The sequence below is a fragment of the Exiguobacterium sp. OS-77 genome (assembly GCF_000414195.2).
GTDB lineage: Bacteria > Bacillota > Bacilli > Exiguobacteriales > Exiguobacteriaceae > Exiguobacterium_A > Exiguobacterium_A indicum.
Genome location: NZ_DF239008.1, coordinates 2,676,387 through 2,694,927 on the forward strand (window position 1 = coordinate 2,676,387; position 18,541 = coordinate 2,694,927).

Sequence of the window (18,541 nt, forward strand, 5' to 3'; positions counted from 1 at the left end):
TACGGATATGGTTCTTCCGTAAACGCTAAAAGGAGTCGACTCGTTTCAGCCGAGTCGACTCCTTTTTCTAGCATCTGCTTCATCCGTGGACGACAAGTTCACCGTCTTCTACATCAATCGCAATCCGGGCACCATCTTGAATCGCCCCACTAATCAAGGCACGGGCAAGTTTCGTCTCAATCGTTCGTTGCATATAACGATTGATTGGACGCGCGCCGTATTGTGGTTCAAATGCTTCTTCGAAAATCAACGTCTTCGCAGCATCCGTGACATCAATCGTAATACCACGTCCAGATAAACGTGAACTCATTTTCTCGACCGCTTTGTCGATGATTCGTTCGATTTCCGTCCGGTGGAGTGGATGGAATAAAATCGTATCATCGATCCGGTTCAAGAACTCCGGTCGGAAGTGGCGCTTCAGTTCTTGGCGAACGGCTTCCTCTTCCGTTGCATCGATGACACCATCTTTTGCTGCTTCAAGCAGGATTGGCGCCCCGATGTTTGACGTCATGATGACGATCGTGTTCTTGAAGTCGACGACGCGTCCTTGCGCATCCGTCAATCGACCATCGTCGAGCAACTGAAGCAAGATATTGAAGACGTCTCCGTGCGCTTTTTCAATCTCATCGAACAACAGCACCGAATACGGGCTCCGTCGGACGGCTTCCGTCAATTGACCGCCTTCTTCATAACCGACGTATCCCGGAGGCGCACCGACGAGACGGGAGACATTGTGTTTTTCCATATACTCCGACATATCGATGCGGACGATGTGATCTTCACTATCGAACATCGCGGCTGCCAAGGCTTTTGCGAGTTCTGTCTTCCCGACCCCTGTCGGACCGAGGAACAAGAACGAGCCAATCGGACGGTTCGGATCCTTAATGCCTGCTCGCGCTCGAATGACAGCGTCCGCGACGAGACGGACTGCTTCGTCTTGACCGAAGACGCGATCATGAAGCGTATCTTCAAGATAAAGTAATTTTTCGCGTTCGCCCTGAGCAAGCCGCGTCACCGGAATACCGGTCCATTTCGAAACGATGTCGGATATCTCTTCTTCCGTCACCGCTTCTCGAACGAGTTCGTGTGAGACGTGTTCAGATGACTCTTCCGCGACTTTCAGACGTGCCTCAAGATCCGGAATTTGCCCGTACTTGATTTCCGATGCTCGGTTCAAGTCATAGCGCCCTTCCGCTTCTTGTAACGCCAGTTTCGCTTTCTCAAGATCCGCACGTAACTGCTGAACACTTTGCGAACTCTCTTTCTCCCGTTCCCATCGTGTCCGTAGCGCACTCTCGTCTTCTCGGACAGAACTGAGTTCTTGCTGTAAGACGGCGAGTCGTTTCCGGGATGCTTCATCCGTCTCTTTCTTTAACGCTGCTTCCTCGATTTCGAGCTGCATGACTCGACGGACGAGCGAATCGAGTTCAGCTGGCATCGACTCCATATCGGTCCGAATCATCGCACATGCTTCATCAACGAGATCAATCGCCTTATCCGGCATGAACCGATCCGTAATATACCGATCGGATAACATCGCCGCCGCGACGAGCGCATTGTCATGAATCCGTACACCGTGGTGAATCTCGAATCGTTCTTTTAGTCCACGCAGAATGGAGATCGTATCCTCGACATCTGGTTCCGCGACGAGGACTTGTTGGAAGCGACGTTCGAGCGCCGGGTCCTTTTCGATATACTTCCGGTACTCATCCAGCGTCGTCGCACCGATACAGTGCAATTCTCCTCGCGCAAGCATCGGCTTGAGCATGTTTCCGGCATCCATTGCGCCGTCCGTCTTCCCAGCACCGACAATCGTATGCAGCTCATCGATGAACAAGAGAATCTGTCCTTCGGCTTCCTTGACTTCATTCAAGACTGCTTGCAGTCGCTCTTCGAACTCACCACGGTATTTCGCACCAGCGACGAGCGCACTCATGTCTAAACTGAACAACTGCTTGTTCTTCAGACTCTCCGGTACATCTCCTCGGACGATCCGTTGCGCGAGTCCTTCAACGATTGCCGTTTTCCCGACGCCGGGTTCTCCAATCAAGACGGGATTGTTTTTTGTCTTCCGACTCAAAATCCGGATGACACGTCGAATCTCATCATCACGACCGATGACCGGGTCTGTTTTCCCAGACCGGAAATCCGCTACGAGATCACGTCCATATTTTTTCAGCACATCAAACGTCTCTTCAGGATTTTTCGTCGTGACCTTCCGATTGCCTCGCATACTGACGATCGCTTCCCGGAGTGTCTCTTCTGTGATGCCTTGACGACGTAGGTACTGAGCTGCTGGACTTGATTGTTTGATCAATGCTAGCAATAAGTGTTCGACGGAGACATAGTCATCCTGCATGAGGCGCGCTTCCGTCTCTGCTTCCGTCAACACGTTCAGCAACGAGCCCCCGATCCGAGGCGTCGTCGCCTGGGACAAGGCAGGAAGTTTACCAATCGCCTCGTCAATCGCAGCATTCAATGTCTCAATCCGTTGATTCAACTTTTCAAAGACAACTCGTGCAATTCCTTCTTCTTGAGCAAGTAAGGCGAGTAACAAATGCCATTCTGTGATTTCACTATGACGACGTTGTTTCGCGATCGCTTGGGCAGAGACGATTCCCTCGTGTGCCCGATCCGTTAAACGTTCAAAATCCATCCTTGATCACTCCTTCACTGCAAGTTGACGTTCCCACTCTTCATAAAAGGCACGGTCCATCTCAGGTAACTTGACTTCGAGTTGAACGAGTAACGCCCCACGATGACCATTCGCTTGACTGAGACCACGATTTGGAATCCGGAGTCGTGCTCCTGGTTTCGTGCCCGGTTTGACTTTCAGTTTGATTCGTTTCCCTTCAAGCGTATCTGCGACGACTTCGCCTCCAAGCACAAGCGTCGTCGGATGAACACGGACGGTTGAAATGACGTCTTGATCGACCCGTCGGAATTGATCGTCATCCTTCAAGTGAATCGTCACGTAAACATCTCCCGCGACACCTTGTCGGTTACGCATTGAACTTTTTCCACGTAAGCGGACTTTTTTACCGTCATAGACATCTTTCGGAAGCGTCAGCTGGATCGAACCCGTCGCAAGACGCACCGTGACTTTTTCGTTCGTACTAAGATGACTGAGTGGGACCGTCAATTCAAGCTCTTCATCGGTCGACACTTCTTCCTGACTAAAGAACGAACCGAACATGTCTTCAAATCCGAACGATTGTCCAGGTCGTGTCCGTCCACCACCTCCGAACTGTCGGAACAGATCTTCGTAATCTCCAGCGCCACCAGCTCCAGCACCTGCCATCTGATCGAAGTTACTGCCGTATCGATCATACTTCGCTCGTTTTTCCTCATCTCCAAGCACATCGAAGGCTTCTTGGATATCCTTGAAACGCTGGTCCGCACTCGCCTCTTTATTGACGTCTGGGTGATACTGCTTCGCCAATTTGCGGTACGCGCGCTTAATATCTTGATTCGATGCATCCTTTGCGATACCGAGTGTTTGGTAGTAGTCTTTTGCCATTCGAATTCACTTCCTTTTCCTATACTTCATTACCTTAATTATAAAAGTCGTATCTTAATTGGTCAAATATAGTCAAACTTTTTTCTGACATTCTGTTCTCTTTTCACTTTACGTCCTTGCGACAAACAAGTTTCACCGACTGAACCATGTTATACTGATAGCCAAACAGGAAATGAACGATGGGAGGATCTACAGATGGATGGTAAAACACGTAAAAATATCACGCCCGGTCTTAAAGTCAGCATCGTGTTGAAGCAAGATCAACGAACAGGTAAACGAACAGAAGGAATCGTCAAAGACCTTCTCACGAAATCTCCGCAACATCCGCACGGGATTAAAGTGCGCTTAGAAGACGGTCAAGTCGGTCGTGTTCAAGAAATTTTAGGATAAAAAGACAGCAATCGCTCGCCCTGATTCCTTTTCGGAGTCAAGACGAGCGATTTTTTTCATGCTTCAGTCGCTTGTTCTAAATACCGCCACGTCGCTTCGACGAGAATACGCGCTGCATCGAGCATCGCCGGCTCCTTAAAATCAAACTGCGGATGATGATGCGGTGGATACGAAGCATCTCCCGCTCCTGTAAAGAAGAACGCACCAGGTACGTGTTGCAAGTAATAAGCGAAGTCCTCGCCACCCATCGTCGGTTCAATCTCAAATACACGCTCGTCTCCTAAAACTTCTCGTGCGACAGATTCAATCAATGCGGTGGGTGCAGCATGGTTGATGACAGCTGGATAGCCTTTTTCGTACGCAAAGTGATACGTTGCTCCGACTGCCTCACAGATTCCTTTGATCGTCCGCTCCATCCGCTCAATGATCTCGTCCGCTGTCGCTTCATCAAACGTCCGGACCGTTCCTGTCAACATCGCTTGATCTGCAATGACATTAAACGTATTCCCAGCATGTAATGTTCCAACGGTCACGACTGCCGGTTCCAGTGGATTGAGTTGACGACTGACGATTGATTGTAATTCCTTAACGATCGTTGCCCCGAGTAAGACAGCATCAATCGTCTCATGTGGTTTCGCACCGTGTCCGCCTTTTCCATATAAGGTCAGCTCGAACTTATCAGCCGCTGCCATGATCGGACCGGTCCGAACACCGACATGTCCTAAATCGATTGTTGACCAAAGATGCGTTCCGAAGATGACATCGACCCCTTCGAGACAACCGTCCGCAATCATATCGCGTGCACCGCCCGGAACGACTTCTTCCGCATGTTGATGAATCAAGACGACGTTCCCCGGTAATGATTCCCGCTGTTGCATGAGCGTCTCTGCGACGGCCAGCAACGTCGCCGTATGACCATCGTGACCGCATGCATGCATCACACCCGGAACCGTTGACCGATACGCGACCTCTTTAGCGTCAGCAATCGGTAAGGCATCAAAGTCAGCACGTAACGCGACGGTCTTCCCCGGTTTTCCTCCACGAATATACCCGACGACACCACGTCCGCCGACCTCCGTCCTGACTTCGATTCCGAGCGCTTTTAAATGTCGCGCGATATAACGCGGGGTCTCGACTTCGTGAAACGACAACTCTGGGTGCTGATGTAAATAACGACGGCGCTCGACCATTTCTGGATACAACGCGTCTAGTCCGGCAGTTCGTTCTGACATATATGTATCCCCCTTATTTCTTTTGATGCAGTGTCTTAACGCTTTCTCGCGTGTATTGAAGACGTTCGAGCGTGTCTTCATAATGTCCCGCAGCATACGATAAGAACAAGACATCGATTGCAAATAGTTGGGCGAGACGCGAACTGAGCGCTGCACTACGAAGCGGCGCTTCCGGTGCGCGGGATGTCCAAAGCGCGATATCCGCGAGTTGGCTGATCCGATTGTCCCCGAAACGTGTCAGACTGATGACCCTCAGCCCTTGGATTTTCGCCAAACGGATCAACTCGACGACCTCTTCCGTTTCTCCGCTGTAGGAAATCGCAAAGAAGACATCTTCTTTACGTGCATTCGCTAAAATCGTTGCAAGTAGATGCTGGTCCGTTTCTTGAATCGCCAGTTTCCCGACACGCGTCCATTTTTGAGCAGCGTCTTCAGCTACGACATGCGATGCCCCAATCCCGTAAAAATAAATCGCGCGTGCCTGATCAATCACATCAATCGCATCCGCAATCCGTTCATCATTCAACTGCTTCGCAGTATCCTGTAACGCTTGAATGCTGTTACTAAGCGTTTTTTCAATCAAGTCGACAGGACGTTCATCCTTTTCGATATCGTGATACCCTTTTAAATCCGTCCGTGCTGTATCGGCAGAGATGCGCATCCGCAACTCCGGGTATCCCTTTAATCCGAGCGCGCGGCAAAAGCGGACGACTGCAGCGGCACTTGTATCTGATTCCTCTGCAAGTTGGTGAATCGTCATGCGCGCAATTTGGTTCATATGCGTCAAGACATAGTCTGCGACTTTTCGTGAGGATGATGGTAGTTCCTCTCGAACTGCACCGATTTGTGAATAGATACCGCCTTTCATCTAAATCTCCCCTTTATCCTCTTCTTTTTAAAAGAACTAACGATTCATCACTTACCGCGTCGTTCCTGTGTGTAGAACTGTTCTTCTTTCATTATGCTCTCTCCTACTAGCTTTCGTAAATCTAAAAAATGGGAAAGTGAAACAAAATACCATTCTTCTTCCATACCCTTCCTTTCTGATTCATATACTTCTCTCTTTCAGCATCCGTTACACAAAAAAAAGCGACATTCCGTCCATTGGAGGAATGTCGCTTCATAAAGTGAATCGAGAAATCAGCGAATCTTGACGATCGGTTTCTTTGTATCCGGATCGAGGAACAGCATCGCTTCCGTATCCCCGTTCAAGTTCGTCACAGTGATCGTCGTTGGAATGTTTCGATTATACTCCCAACGATTCTCAAGCAGATACGTCACGTACTGAACGAATGCGACGAGTTCTGCTTTTCCGTAAAATTGAACGGGAATCTTCATCTCAAGCTTTTTCAGTTCATCTTCTTGATAGAAGCCTTCCCCCATCATACCAGTGTAGTTCGGGAAGTAGTCTTCTAGACGGTCTTTGAATAAATCGAATTTCGCCGCATCATCCCGCACATCATTCGTCGCGCGTGCTGACGGGTAGTAGTAATAGCGCTCATTGTAGTTTTTCCAGTCGTTTGCACTGATTTGATTCCCGCGACCGATGAAGGCAGACGAGAGATAGTGACCGGAAACCGGTGAACCTTCTTTTTCCTGGAGGTAGAGAGCGACGTGAATCGGTGTCGTCTTCATCCCTTGTGTCTTACGCATCTTCTTGACTAAATCATTCGCCATCCGCTTTCCTTCAGCAACGACTTTCTTTTCATCAAGTTTAACGGTATAGGTCGGTCCATAGTTTTCATCTTGGAACACATACTCACTATTTAAGACAAGCGCAATCGACGTGCCACCGAGTTCGAGTTTCTTATCTTCTTCAAGCATGTAGTCTTGCTCTAAGATATGCGATAGAATCATAGGTGACTTTTGATTTTTTTCTTTATACGACTTACCAGACGTATAAGCTGGGTTCAGACCTTCTGGATCGCTGACCCCATCTCCTGCTTTTCCTTTTCGTAACAACCATTTCGCGATTTGGTCAGCTTCGAGTAACTGACCTTCTTGATAATAGTATTTTTCCGGATCAAAAAACTGTGTCGAGTGACGCATTAAACCCGTTTCGATTTCATCAAGCTCAAGACGTGAACTGACACGTTTTTGTGTCATTCCACGTGCAACACTTGGACGAAACGGCAAGACCGTCCGGTAGTACGAATCCGTCGTATCAATGGCTGGACTGACAACGGCTTGGACTTCCTTACCTTGTTCACTTTCAGTAATGACTTCTTTCGTATCGCTCGTTGGCGAAAGGTCGAACGAACAAGCACCTAAAAATAACGTGCTCGATAACGTCAACGCTACTGCTGTTTTATAGTTCATCTCTATTTGCACCCCATGTTTTTAAATCGTTCTCTTTATCATAACAGAATCGTTTTCCATCGGGGAAGGACAAGTTTTTCCCTGATTTTTAAAAAAGATGATGCGCCTTAGCGTATCCGAAAGGACTTTTTCTCATGACACGTCGTAAATTCATCGGTCTGCTTTTTTTACTCGCAGGCATCGCTCTGATCGCTTGGCCCTTCATCAGTGACTATCAGCGTGAACAAGAGGCAGCCAATTTAAAAGAACAATGGACAAAAAGTCTAAAGACCGTCGATGCAAAAGAGACGAAACAACCGCTCGCAAAATCAGGTGTTGGACTGCTATCGATTCCAAGCATAGATTTCGAGCAAGTCATCTTAGAAGGCTCGACGACAGCGGTCTTAGACCGTAGTATCGGTCATATTCCAGAAACCGGATCACCCGGAAAAGGCAATTATGCGCTCGCCGGACACCGAAGTTTCACGGAAGGGCTTCATTTCAATCGCCTGCCTGACGTCCAAAAAGGCGATACCGTCGTCGTCACGACAAAAACACATCGGTATACGTACCGCATCACATCCAGTCGTCTTGTCACACCGACGACATTGTCCGTCCTCGATCAATCTGTCGCTTCCCCAACCATCACATTAATCACCTGTGATCCACCAGAAACGGCAACGAATCGTCTCATCAAACAAGGTACTTTGATTCGGAGCGAGACGATTGCTTCGTGACAAGGATGAACACGAAAAAAGGAAGGCGGAATTCCGCCTTCCTTTTTATTTGATTGTTCTCATTCATTCTTCTCACGCTTCGTGTTTAGCTAGTTCTTCTAACAGACGTGCTTCATCCCAAATTTCGATACCAAGCGATTCAGCCTTCGTCAGCTTAGAACCTGCTTTTTCCCCTGCGACGAGTACGTCTGTCTTTTTACTGACGCTTCCTGTCACATCGGCACCGAGTGCTTCGAGTCGTTTACCAGCCTCTGACCGTTTTAAGCTCTCGAGCGTCCCCGTCAAGACGATCGTTTTGCCACCGAGTGGTGCATTCGTCTGATCAACCCGTTCCCCAAGGAAACGTTGATTAACGCCGAGTTGTTCCAAATCACGAATCAATGCCTTTGCTTCCGGATGTTCGAAGTACTTCACGATTGAATCTGCGATTTTCCCACCGATGCCATCGATTGCGACAATCTCATCGTAGCTTGCAGCTGCAATTCCTGCTAACGAATCAAAACGTTCCGCTAAAAGATATGCTGCTTTTTGACCGACGAGACGGATTCCGAGACCAAACAAGAGACGCTCGACCGAGTTCTGTTTCGAAGCTTCGATCGCCGCAAGTAATTTATCAACGGACGTCTCACCCATTCGATCAAACGTCAATAATTCCTCACGATCGAGTCGATATAAATCGGCAATCGTCCGGATTGCTTCATGGTCATACAATTGACGGACGACTTTTTCACCGAGACCGTCGATGTTCATCGCCTGACGCGAAACGAAGTGAATGATGCCTTCCATCAATTGCGCTGGACATTCCGGACTGACACAGCGGATGTCGACTTCACCTTCGAGACGGACAAGTTCCGATTGACAGGCCGGACAATGCGTTGGGAAAACGATCGGTGTTTCTTCCCCTGTCCGTTCTGCCGTGACGACTTGTACGACTGCCGGGATGACATCGCCCGCTTTTTTAATGATGACCGAGTCCTGAAGGCGGATATCTTTTTCAGCGATGAAGTCGGCGTTGTGTAGTGTCGCATATGTCACCGTCGATCCCGCGACGACGACCGGTGCAAAACGGGCACGAGGCGTGACTTTCCCGGTCCGACCGACACTGAAATCAACGTCTTCGACTGTCGTCATGACTTCTTCCGCCGCGAACTTATAGGCTGTCGCGAAGCGGGGACTTTTTGCTGTGAAGCCGAGCTCCTCCTGATCATCGTATCGATCGACTTTCAAGACGATTCCGTCGATCTCATATGGCAGGCTCGCGCGTGCTTCCGTCCAATGTGCGATGTAGGCAAGAATCTCTTCCACCGTCTCACACGTCTGCATATGTTGATTGGTCGGTAACCCAAGTGAAGCGAGTTGTGCCATCGCTTCGCTATGTGAACGGGCCGTCAACGTATTGACACCGACGCCATACACGAATAACGACAGATTACGCGACGCTGTGATCGACGAATCCAGCTGACGTAAGCTACCTGCTGCCGCGTTACGCGGATTCGCGAACAACGTCTCTTCCCGGCTAGCCCGGTCTTCATTTAAGCGTTCGAACGATTGTTTCGGCATGTAAGCCTCACCGCGGACTTCGACCGTCTCTTCCGCCTGCAGACGAAGCGGTAACGCTTTGATCGTCCGTAGATTCTGCGTGATGTTCTCGCCGACTGTTCCATCGCCACGCGTTGCCCCACGAACGAACCGACCGTCTTCGTATTTCAGCGAGATCGCAAGTCCATCGAATTTCAGTTCGGCGACATACGTCGTCGAACGTCCGAGCGACCGCTCAATCCGAGCGACCCATTCGCGAATTTCCGTCTCATCAAAGACGTTTCCGAGCGACAGCATCGGTAAATCATGCGTCACCTTCTCGAACGCTTCGAGCGGTGCTGCTCCGACGCGTTGCGTCGGAGAGTCCGGTGTGATCAGTTCTGGATGCTCTGTTTCTAACTCCGTCAGTTCACGAAGCAATTGATCGTACGTCGCATCCGGTACCGTTGGTTGATCCAGTACGTAGTATTCGTAGCTGTATCGGTTCAATGTTTGACGAATCTCATCTATACGCTGGCTTGCGTCCATCTGTGGACCTCCCGTCATACCTTTTTAATCGGTGCGAATTTCGCGAGCAATCGTTTGATTCCGACTGCTGGGAATGCGATATCGATTTCAAGATTATCCCCTTCACCACGAGTCTGGACGACTGTACCGAGTCCCCATTTCCCGTGCTCTGCCTTATCTCCGACCGACCAACCGAGCGTTTCCGCACCTGACGTCTTCATTGCTGTCGGTTTACTGATCGAGCGACCGATGACGGCCTTGCCTTGCGGGACAGGACGGTCTTCCCATGGGAGTGGCTTCGCTTTTTTACCAGTCCGCTCGATGACGACTTCCGGCAGCTCTGCTAGGAACCGTGATTCTTGGTTCGCGTTCGTCCGTCCATAAAGGGAGCGCATCCGCGCATGTGACAAGTAAAGGCGTTTCTCAGCACGTGTGATCCCGACATACGCGAGGCGACGTTCTTCTTCCATCTCGTCTTCATCTTGAAGCGAGCGGCTATGTGGGAACAATCCTTCCTCCATCCCAATCAAGAAGACAACAGGGAACTCGAGTCCTTTTGCCGAGTGAAGCGTCATCAACGTGACTTGTTCTTCCGGATCCGTCTCGTCGAGTGAATCAACATCGGCGACGAGTGTCAAATCAGTCAAGAAGGCGATGATCGTCCGGTCTTCTGGATCGGCTTTCGCCGTCTCCTTCTCAAAGTTTTGTGCAACGGTGATGAACTCGTTGATGTTCTCGAGACGACTCTGCGCTTCAAGTGTCTTATCTTCCTTCAGTACTTGGCGGTAGCCTGATTTCTCGAGCACTTCTTCGACTAGTTCCGAAAGGCTGATGAATTCTTGCATTTGGCTGAGTCCGAGAATCATCGTCCGGAAATCCGTCAGCTTCGCTGCTGTCTTTGGTGCGATACTCGACAATTCGATATCGCGAATCGCTTCCATCAATGACACACCTTGTAAGTCGGCGAAATCACGCAGCTTATCAATCGTCGTCGCACCAATCCCGCGTTTTGGTTCGTTGACGATCCGCGCGAATGACAGGTCTTCATCTGGATTCGAAATCAATCGGAGATAAGCAAGCACGTCCTTGATCTCTTTACGATCGTAGAACTTCGTGCCGCCGATCATTTTGTACGGAACGTTCGACTTAAGAAGCGTTTCCTCGATCGCACGCGATTGTGCATTCGTCCGGTACAGAATCGCGATATCGCTCAGTTTCATCCCGTAACGAATTGAGTTCCGAATCTCCTGGACGATATAAAAGGCTTCTTCCCGCTCATTCTCCGCCGTATGAACGATCAGCTTCTCGCCTTCATCATTATCCGTCCAAAGTTTCTTATCTTTGCGTGTCGAGTTGTTTTGGATGACATGGTTGGCTGCTTCCAAGATTCGTTTCGAAGAACGGTAGTTTTGCTCGAGTAAGATGACAGCTGCATTCGGATAGTCCTCTTCGAACGAGAGGATGTTCGCGATGTCAGCACCACGCCAGCGATAGATCGACTGATCCGAGTCTCCAACGACACAGAGATTCTGATGTCCCGATGCTAACAGGTTGACGAGATCATACTGGGCTTTGTTCGTATCTTGATACTCATCGACATGAATGTAACGGAATTTCTTCTGATAGTAAGCAAGGACATCCGGACTCTTCTTGAACAATTCCGTCGTTTTTCCGATCAAATCATCAAAGTCGAGCGCGTTGTTCCGGCGTAAGACCGCTTCATATCCTTTATAGATTTCAGCAACTGTCTTTTCATACGGGCTCGTCACGATCGAGGCGTAGAATTCAGCACTGCGTAATTCATTTTTCTGTGACGAGATGATCGTCAGCATCGAACGTGGATCCCATTTTTTCGGGTCCAAGTTTTGTTCCTTTAAGACGAGCTTGATCGCCGACTGCTGATCACTTGAATCAAGAATCGTGAAGTTACGATCGTATCCAAGCTGATCGATGTCGCGACGTAACATCCGGACGCACATCGAGTGGAAGGTCGAGACCCAAATATCGTTCGCGACACCACCGACCAAACGACCGATCCGGTCTCGCATTTCTCGCGCCGCCTTGTTCGTGAACGTAATCGCGAGGATGTTCCACGGTGCGACTTGTTTAGCCGCCATCAAATAAGCGACCCGATGTGTCAGGACGCGTGTCTTCCCGGAACCGGCTCCTGCCATGATCAGCAGTGGACCTTCCGTATGCTTGACTGCTCTTGCTTGCTCAGGGTTTAGTCCACTGACGAGCTGTTCACTCAAATTAAACATATCAATAGCCTCATTTCTTATATTCCGAACTTTTGTTCCTATATTTTATCGTGTCGCTGCGACGGTCGCAAGCGCTGCTTTTAAATCCTCATAAATGACGTTCCCGACGACGATCGTATCCGCATACTGTAGCATCTCACGCGCTCGCTCTTCGGAGTCGATTCCTCCACCGTAAAACAGGCGTGCCTGCTTCAAGACATCGCGAACGGCTGCGACTCGTTCCGGTTCCCCGTAAACGCCGCTGTATTCGAGATACACGACCGGTAGACGGAAGACGCTATCCGCTAACTGCGCATAAGCGACGGTCTCATCTAATGTTAGCGGTTTTGCTTGTGTCACATGCGCGACCTTCGCATCAGGATTCAGGACGATATACCCTTCCCCGACAAGATCAGCATGCGCCAGCATATGACCGACTTGTTCTAACGCCTCGACTTGTTTTTCGACGACGTACTCTAATGTACCCGCATTCAGGACCGTCGGTGTCAGATACGTATCAAATCCCATCGTTGCGGCTTCGAGTTCAGAAATCTCGAGTGCCACTGCGACTGGATACCGGCGCAAACGCATCAAGAGATCAAGCGTCGCATCGAGTGTGATGTCATCTGTTCCACCGACAAGAATCGCATCCGTTCCGGACGTCGCAATCGCCTGCAGGCTAGCATCATCAATTGGTTTTGCTGGATCTAGTTTAAAGACATGTCGCCATTCATTAAAAGGTAATAACACGGTTCGTCCCATCCTCTCTTTCTCATTCCACATTCAGTATAAAACAAAAAACCATCTCGCGCAGGGCGAGATGGTCAGACGTGTGTCCGTCGTTTCGTCAATAACGATGCGAGTAACAACGCAAAGACGGCATATACCGGCACGAACGCCCACGGTTCTGCCAAAAAGAAGCCGAGTACCGGAACGTCCAGTAACGGCGAATCCGGTGAACAGAGTGCTCGGCCGTTGACGAGCGCCAAAAACGGTAAGACAGGAACAGCAAAGATATAGGCGAAGTTGATCCAAAAGGCACGTTTCATAAAAGAGCCTCCTTATCCGATGATGACGGATTCCTTCGGATAGTTGTAGTTACGTTTCGGTTGGTTCGCTTTCAGGAGAAGAACGAACGAGATGACACCGATTCGACCGATGAACATCAACACGGACAACGTCCATTTTCCGATATCCGATAATTGATCCGTGATGCCGAGCGATAGACCGGTCGTTCCGAACGCTGAACAGGCTTCAAAAAACAGCACGAGGAACGGGGCATCTTCGACAAGCAATAAGACGATCAATCCGACCATCGTCACACCAGTCGAGACGACGATGACGACGAAGGCTTTCCAGATGTCTGACTGACCAATCTCACGACCGAAGATTTTGATCCCGTATTCGCCTCGGATGAAGGCGATGACACTCAAGACGGCGACGGCGAACGTCGTCGTTCGAATCCCCCCACCAACGGAAGACGGTGACGCTCCGATGAACATTAAGAGCGACAAGACGAAAATCGATGCCTGCGAGAAGGACGTGATGTCGACCGTCGTCAATCCCCCGTTTCGGGTCGTGACGGATTGGAACAAGGCGTCGACGAGCTTCTCATCGATCGGTAAACCTTTAAAGGATTGGTTCCATTCAAATAGCAGCAATGCTACCGTTCCGAACAGGACGAGAATGAAGAACGTTGACGCCGTCAATTTTGTAAATAGTGAAAAATGATACGGTTGACGAGTCGCTTGGCGTGTCGCCCGGTACGAGATGTAGCGTCTGACTTCGACGAGTACAGGAAACCCGATTGCGCCAAGCGTCAGCAACAAAATTTGCATGAACACGACGAATAAATCACCCCGAAATGGTAGTAACGATTCACCCGTGATATCAAAACCAGCATTCGTCGTCGCACTGACCGATCCGAACAGTCCTTGGAGCATCGCTTCTCCGAGTGTCGGAAAATATTTCGTGTAATATAGTCCGAGAATCAAAGCCCCGATCAATTCAATCGAGACGATGATCAAGATGACTTCGCGAATGTATTTGACGACCCCTTGCATCGTTGTCTGGTTCTGATCTCGGACGACAAGCTGGCGTTCCCGAAAGCCGATTCGTTTTCCGAGGATGACCCACATCGCGATATGAAGCGACATCAAGCCAATTCCGCTGACTTGTACTAAAATCATGATCATGAAGTAACCGAACGTCGTGAAGGTTTCTGAGACCGAGACCGTCGTCAAACCCGTGACACTGACACAACTGACCGCCATGAAGACGAGGTCCGTGAAGTCCCAGTCGTAATTTCCTTTCGTCGACCACGGCAGACCGAGCAGAATGATCCCGATGATGACCGCAACGAAGTAGATGATGACGAGTGACTGGATGGGCGTCAACTTTCGAATGAAATGTTGAATTCTTTGTTGTAACGCAAAATCCAATATGACACGCCCCCCTTCATAGAAGTAGCGGATAACATTAGTTATCCGCTACTTCTTGCTCGATAAGACCTAGGCGGGCAAGCGCTAGATCATAACCGCCCGAACCGTAGTTCAAGCAACGTTTGACACGCGAGATCGTTGCTGTTGAAGCACCGGTCGCCTTTTCGATTTTGTGATACGTATTGCCTTCACGTAATTGACGTGCGACTTCAAGACGTTGGGCGAGCGCCTGGATTTCGTTGACGGTCGCTAAGTCTTCGAACAACGTATAACAATCTTCTAATGAATCCATCTTCATGATGGCTGTAAATAACTGATCCAATTCTTTTCCACGCAATTTATCGAGTTGCATCTTGTGACTCCCTTTCCCATTCAATTGCTCTTTAATAGTTTAAAGCGCGACGTTTTAAAATTCAAGCATCATCGCAAAATCGCTGGGAAAAGGACTTTTTTCCGAAGGACTTCGTATATTCCCTGCGGCGTGATCCGCACATATGGCAAGTGAGTTGATGCTAGGAATAGCAACGTATAGACAGGATCTTCAAACGCATAACCGCGTTCGAACAAGGCTTCCCGTAGAGCGGTTTCCTGAACAATCAAATCTTCGAGTGGCAAGTCGGACGTCTGCCCCATCAAGGTCAACGGAACTTCAGCGATGACTTCTCCGTCCTCGACGAGAACGATTCCGCCGCCGAACGCTTTCATTCGATCAAACGCGACTTGCATGTCTCGTTTCGATTTACCGATCATCAAGATATCACCGCTAATCGAGTACGAACTGACGAGACCACCGACTTGTGTCGCAAAGTTTTTCAGAACGGTATTCAGTCGCCACTTCCCTTCCCGGTCGAGTAACATCAGGAAGGATTCATCACATCCTGTCGGTAGCACAGGCACACTTGTATCGTGTTCGACTTGATAGAGCTTCATGATGACGGAATTGACCATCTCAAGACCAACCGGCATGCTAAACGAAAAATCCTGTTCCGTTAAGGAAACCTGGACTTCCGAGCGTGGCATGAGCGCATAGACAGCATCAAGCGCTTCTGCCGGGTAACAGGGGATGTCGGCTTGACGGACCCATGTGCCGCGCGCAAGTACGGCGACAGGTGTCGGTGCATCTTTTGCCTCAAGGAAATTGAGATGCGCGATTCGTCCTGGTGCGATACTCCCGAGTAGATGATCGAGATTAAAATGACGCGCTGCATTGTACGACGCGATCCGGTACGCTTCTTCGACCGGGATGCCTGCCTCGAGCATCAATCGGATTGTCTCATCCATCATGCCTGCCTTATAAAAGGACGGCGTTGAACCATCTGTCGTCACTAGCACCTTATCGAACTGCGTCAACCCTGCTTCGACGAGACCTTTAAAGATATCCGGTAGATCTGGACGAATCGATGAATAACGAATTGTCGTCGTATAGCCAAGTTCAAGACGTGTCATCGCTTCTTCGACCGTCATCGCTTCGTGATCGCTCGTCACGCCATACAGCGCCATCTTCGTCAGCGTCTTCGCTGAAGCACCAGGGAAATGACCTTCGATCGGTTTTCCGAGTTTGATCGCATCCTGCATCCAATGGAGCAATTCATCGTCCCCTTGCGAGAGACGTGGCCATCCCGTCAACTCACCTGCTTGGATGACTTGTGGATGCTTGAGCCACGCTTGAATCCGGCGATTATCGATCGAGATACTGTCGGCATCAAGCTCGGTTTGTGCGTCGAGTCGTGCCCACCAGTACATCGAGGTCGGTAAGTCTGCTAGCGCCTCAACTTGAGCAAACGCTTGCTCCGTCGGCTCTAATAATAACAACATATTGTCGTTGACGAGCGTCGATGTTCCCCGCTCTGCTGCGAATTTTGCAAGACTCGCTGGATTGTAAAGTTGGAACGGATGGGCATGGGGTTCAATGTAACCGGGTACGATATATTGACCTGTCGCATCATGGTACGCATCGGCTTGTTCCGGCATCTCTGGACCGACATAGACGATCCGGTCGCCACTAATCCAGATGTTCGCCGTCCGCCATGCTTTGACACCATGATTCAGGTAAGTGGCATTCTGTATGACAAGTGTCGGTGCAAGCTTTCCGCTGATGACCGCTTGGTGTGTTCGTACTTCAGATTTCGTCCAAGGGGATCTTCCACAATTTTTTTTCACGAAAGCTCGACCTCCTTTGTTTTATTGAAAACGCTTTCTTATAGTTCTTATACTAAAATGTTGCTAAGTAAGTTTCAAGAAGTTTTGCCCCGTTCCGGATTCATTTGGTCAAAATAACACAAATTCGCCATGGAAGACAAATCTTTTCGTGCACTTCGCCAAGAAACAAAAAACCAGACGAGGCTCCTTCGAGCACGTCTGGTTCAGATATCATGATTCATGCGAGGCACGAAAGGCTTTTTGAGAGATATCAGTTCGGTAAAAGAATGGCTGATCCGTCACGTCTGGTAAGTTTGCATAGACCTGTTCAACAGCCTGCTCGATTGTCTCGGCACGACTGACACACACGAGGACACGTCCACCAGCTGAGACAAGTTGATTGTTTCGTTCTGCCGTTCCGGCATGAAAGACGAGAAGATCATCCCCGATCTGGTCAAGTGGAATCACTTGTCCCGTTTTTGGCGCTTCCGGATATCCTTCTGCTGCGACGACGACACCGACAGCTGCTTGATCCGTCCAAACGACTTCTGGTGTCTGTCCGTCCATCAGCGGCATGATGACATCAAGCAACGGCGTCTCTAAGCGCGGGAGAATGACTTCTGTCTCCGGATCACCGAACCGAGCATTGAACTCGATGACGAATGGTCCTTGTTTCGTTAGCATCAGACCGGCATAGAGGAAGCCGGTGAACGGAATCCCTTCGCTTGCCATCTGATCGACAAGCGGCTGAATGATGCGATCAACAGCTTCTGTCGTCAACGCCGCTTCGTCCCACTGAGGTAGCGGCGAATACGCGCCCATTCCTCCTGTGTTCGGACCTAAGTCACCGTCAAACGCCCGTTTATGATCTTGCGACAATACCATTGGAATGACCGTCTCTTCGTGAACGAATGCCATCAACGAACACTCTTCCCCGATCAGGCATTCTTCGATGACGACGCGGCTTTGTTGACCGTATTCCCCGGCAAACGTATCGTAGATTGCTGCAAGCGCTTGGTCCACAGTTTCTGCGACTGTGACTCCTTTTCCGGCAGCGAGTCCGTCGGCTTTGATGACGATCGGTGCACCCGCTTCGCGAACATACGCTTCTGCTTCTGCTGCTGAAGTAAAGACAGCGTGAGCAGCGGTCGGAATACCGGCACGCGCCATCAATTCTTTCGCGAACTGCTTACTTCCTTCGATCGCCGCCGCTTCCCGTGTCGGTCCGAAGATTTGCAGTCCCGCTGCCTGAAAGGCGTTAACGACTCCGAGAACGAGTGGTCCTTCTGGTCCGACGATCGTCCAATCGATCTGTTCGTCTTGTGCGAACGTCACGAGTTCATCGATGGCATCTTCGGCGATCGGAACACATGTGGCTTGTGTCATCCCGGCATTCCCAGGCGCAGCATACACTGTCTCGATCCGTTCATCCTGTGCCAGCTTCCAGACGAGCGCGTGTTCACGCCCTCCTTTACCAATCACCAATACCTTCATTCAA

The 18,541-nt window shown here is 49.8% G+C and carries 15 protein-coding genes; 2 read left to right on the plus strand and 13 right to left on the minus strand.

Translation table 11 applies throughout. The features are described from left to right. Positions 1-79 precede the first annotated feature (79 nt). Positions 80-2,656 (minus strand): ATP-dependent chaperone ClpB, encoded by a 2,577-nt coding sequence (gene clpB / locus EXG77_RS13725; protein ID WP_035398945.1) that lies wholly within the window; start codon positions 2,654-2,656, stop codon positions 80-82. Positions 2,657-2,662: 6 nt separating this feature from the next. Then, the gene (locus EXG77_RS13730; RefSeq protein WP_035398947.1) at positions 2,663-3,520 is read right to left on the minus strand and encodes a DnaJ C-terminal domain-containing protein; all 858 of its coding nucleotides are present in this window, start codon (positions 3,518-3,520) and stop codon (positions 2,663-2,665) included. A 195-nt stretch (positions 3,521-3,715) separates the two neighbouring features. Here EXG77_RS13730 and EXG77_RS13735 point away from each other — a divergent pair, with 195 nt between their 5' ends. Next, positions 3,716-3,910 (plus strand): YwbE family protein, encoded by a 195-nt coding sequence (locus EXG77_RS13735; RefSeq protein WP_023467094.1) that lies wholly within the window; start codon positions 3,716-3,718, stop codon positions 3,908-3,910. 56 nt (positions 3,911-3,966) lie between these two features. On the opposite strand, the gene EXG77_RS13740 is transcribed toward EXG77_RS13735, so the two are convergent. From EXG77_RS13740 to EXG77_RS13750, 3 genes are all read right to left on the minus strand, one after another. Then, positions 3,967-5,142 carry a M20 family metallopeptidase gene (locus EXG77_RS13740; RefSeq protein ID WP_035398948.1) on the minus strand — a complete coding sequence of 392 codons (1,176 nt, stop codon included), beginning with the start codon at positions 5,140-5,142 and terminating at the stop codon, positions 3,967-3,969. A 13-nt stretch (positions 5,143-5,155) separates the two neighbouring features. After that, positions 5,156-6,010, minus strand: a complete 855-nt coding sequence (locus EXG77_RS13745; protein ID WP_023467090.1) for a MurR/RpiR family transcriptional regulator — start codon at positions 6,008-6,010, stop codon at positions 5,156-5,158. Positions 6,011-6,282: 272 nt separating this feature from the next. Beyond that, positions 6,283-7,461, minus strand: a complete 1,179-nt coding sequence (locus EXG77_RS13750) for a CamS family sex pheromone protein (RefSeq protein ID WP_023467087.1) — start codon at positions 7,459-7,461, stop codon at positions 6,283-6,285. Between the two features lie 134 nt (positions 7,462-7,595). On the opposite strand from EXG77_RS13750, the gene EXG77_RS13755 reads away from it, so the two are divergent. Beyond that, positions 7,596-8,177, plus strand: coding sequence for a class D sortase (locus EXG77_RS13755; RefSeq protein WP_035398951.1), 582 nt, complete (start codon positions 7,596-7,598; stop codon positions 8,175-8,177). A 72-nt stretch (positions 8,178-8,249) separates the two neighbouring features. On the opposite strand, the gene ligA is transcribed toward EXG77_RS13755, so the two are convergent. The 8 genes from ligA to purD all read right to left on the minus strand — a co-directional run bounded on the left by ligA (position 8,250) and on the right by purD (position 18,537). After that, positions 8,250-10,244, minus strand: a complete 1,995-nt coding sequence (ligA, locus tag EXG77_RS13760; RefSeq protein ID WP_035398953.1) for an NAD-dependent DNA ligase LigA — start codon at positions 10,242-10,244, stop codon at positions 8,250-8,252. Between the two features lie 14 nt (positions 10,245-10,258). Beyond that, entirely contained in the window at positions 10,259-12,484 is a 2,226-nt protein-coding gene (gene pcrA, locus EXG77_RS13765; protein WP_035398955.1) for a DNA helicase PcrA, read from the minus strand. A 45-nt stretch (positions 12,485-12,529) separates the two neighbouring features. Further along, complete coding sequence (locus EXG77_RS13770; protein ID WP_174316006.1) at positions 12,530-13,225, minus strand: heptaprenylglyceryl phosphate synthase; 696 nt, start codon at positions 13,223-13,225, stop codon at positions 12,530-12,532. A 62-nt stretch (positions 13,226-13,287) separates the two neighbouring features. Then, positions 13,288-13,512, minus strand: a complete 225-nt coding sequence (locus EXG77_RS13775) for a hypothetical protein (protein ID WP_035398958.1) — start codon at positions 13,510-13,512, stop codon at positions 13,288-13,290. 12 nt (positions 13,513-13,524) lie between these two features. Further along, positions 13,525-14,904, minus strand: a complete 1,380-nt coding sequence (locus EXG77_RS13780; RefSeq protein WP_035398960.1) for a TrkH family potassium uptake protein — start codon at positions 14,902-14,904, stop codon at positions 13,525-13,527. 37 nt (positions 14,905-14,941) lie between these two features. Beyond that, a complete protein-coding gene (locus tag EXG77_RS13785) occupies positions 14,942-15,256 on the minus strand; it encodes a YerC/YecD family TrpR-related protein (protein WP_023467078.1) in 315 nt (104 codons plus the stop codon). 68 nt (positions 15,257-15,324) lie between these two features. Beyond that, a complete protein-coding gene (locus EXG77_RS13790) occupies positions 15,325-17,064 on the minus strand; it encodes an adenine deaminase C-terminal domain-containing protein (RefSeq protein WP_023467077.1) in 1,740 nt (579 codons plus the stop codon). Positions 17,065-17,274: 210 nt separating this feature from the next. Further along, a complete protein-coding gene (purD, locus tag EXG77_RS13795) occupies positions 17,275-18,537 on the minus strand; it encodes a phosphoribosylamine--glycine ligase (protein WP_035398961.1) in 1,263 nt (420 codons plus the stop codon). Positions 18,538-18,541: the final 4 nt, after the last annotated feature.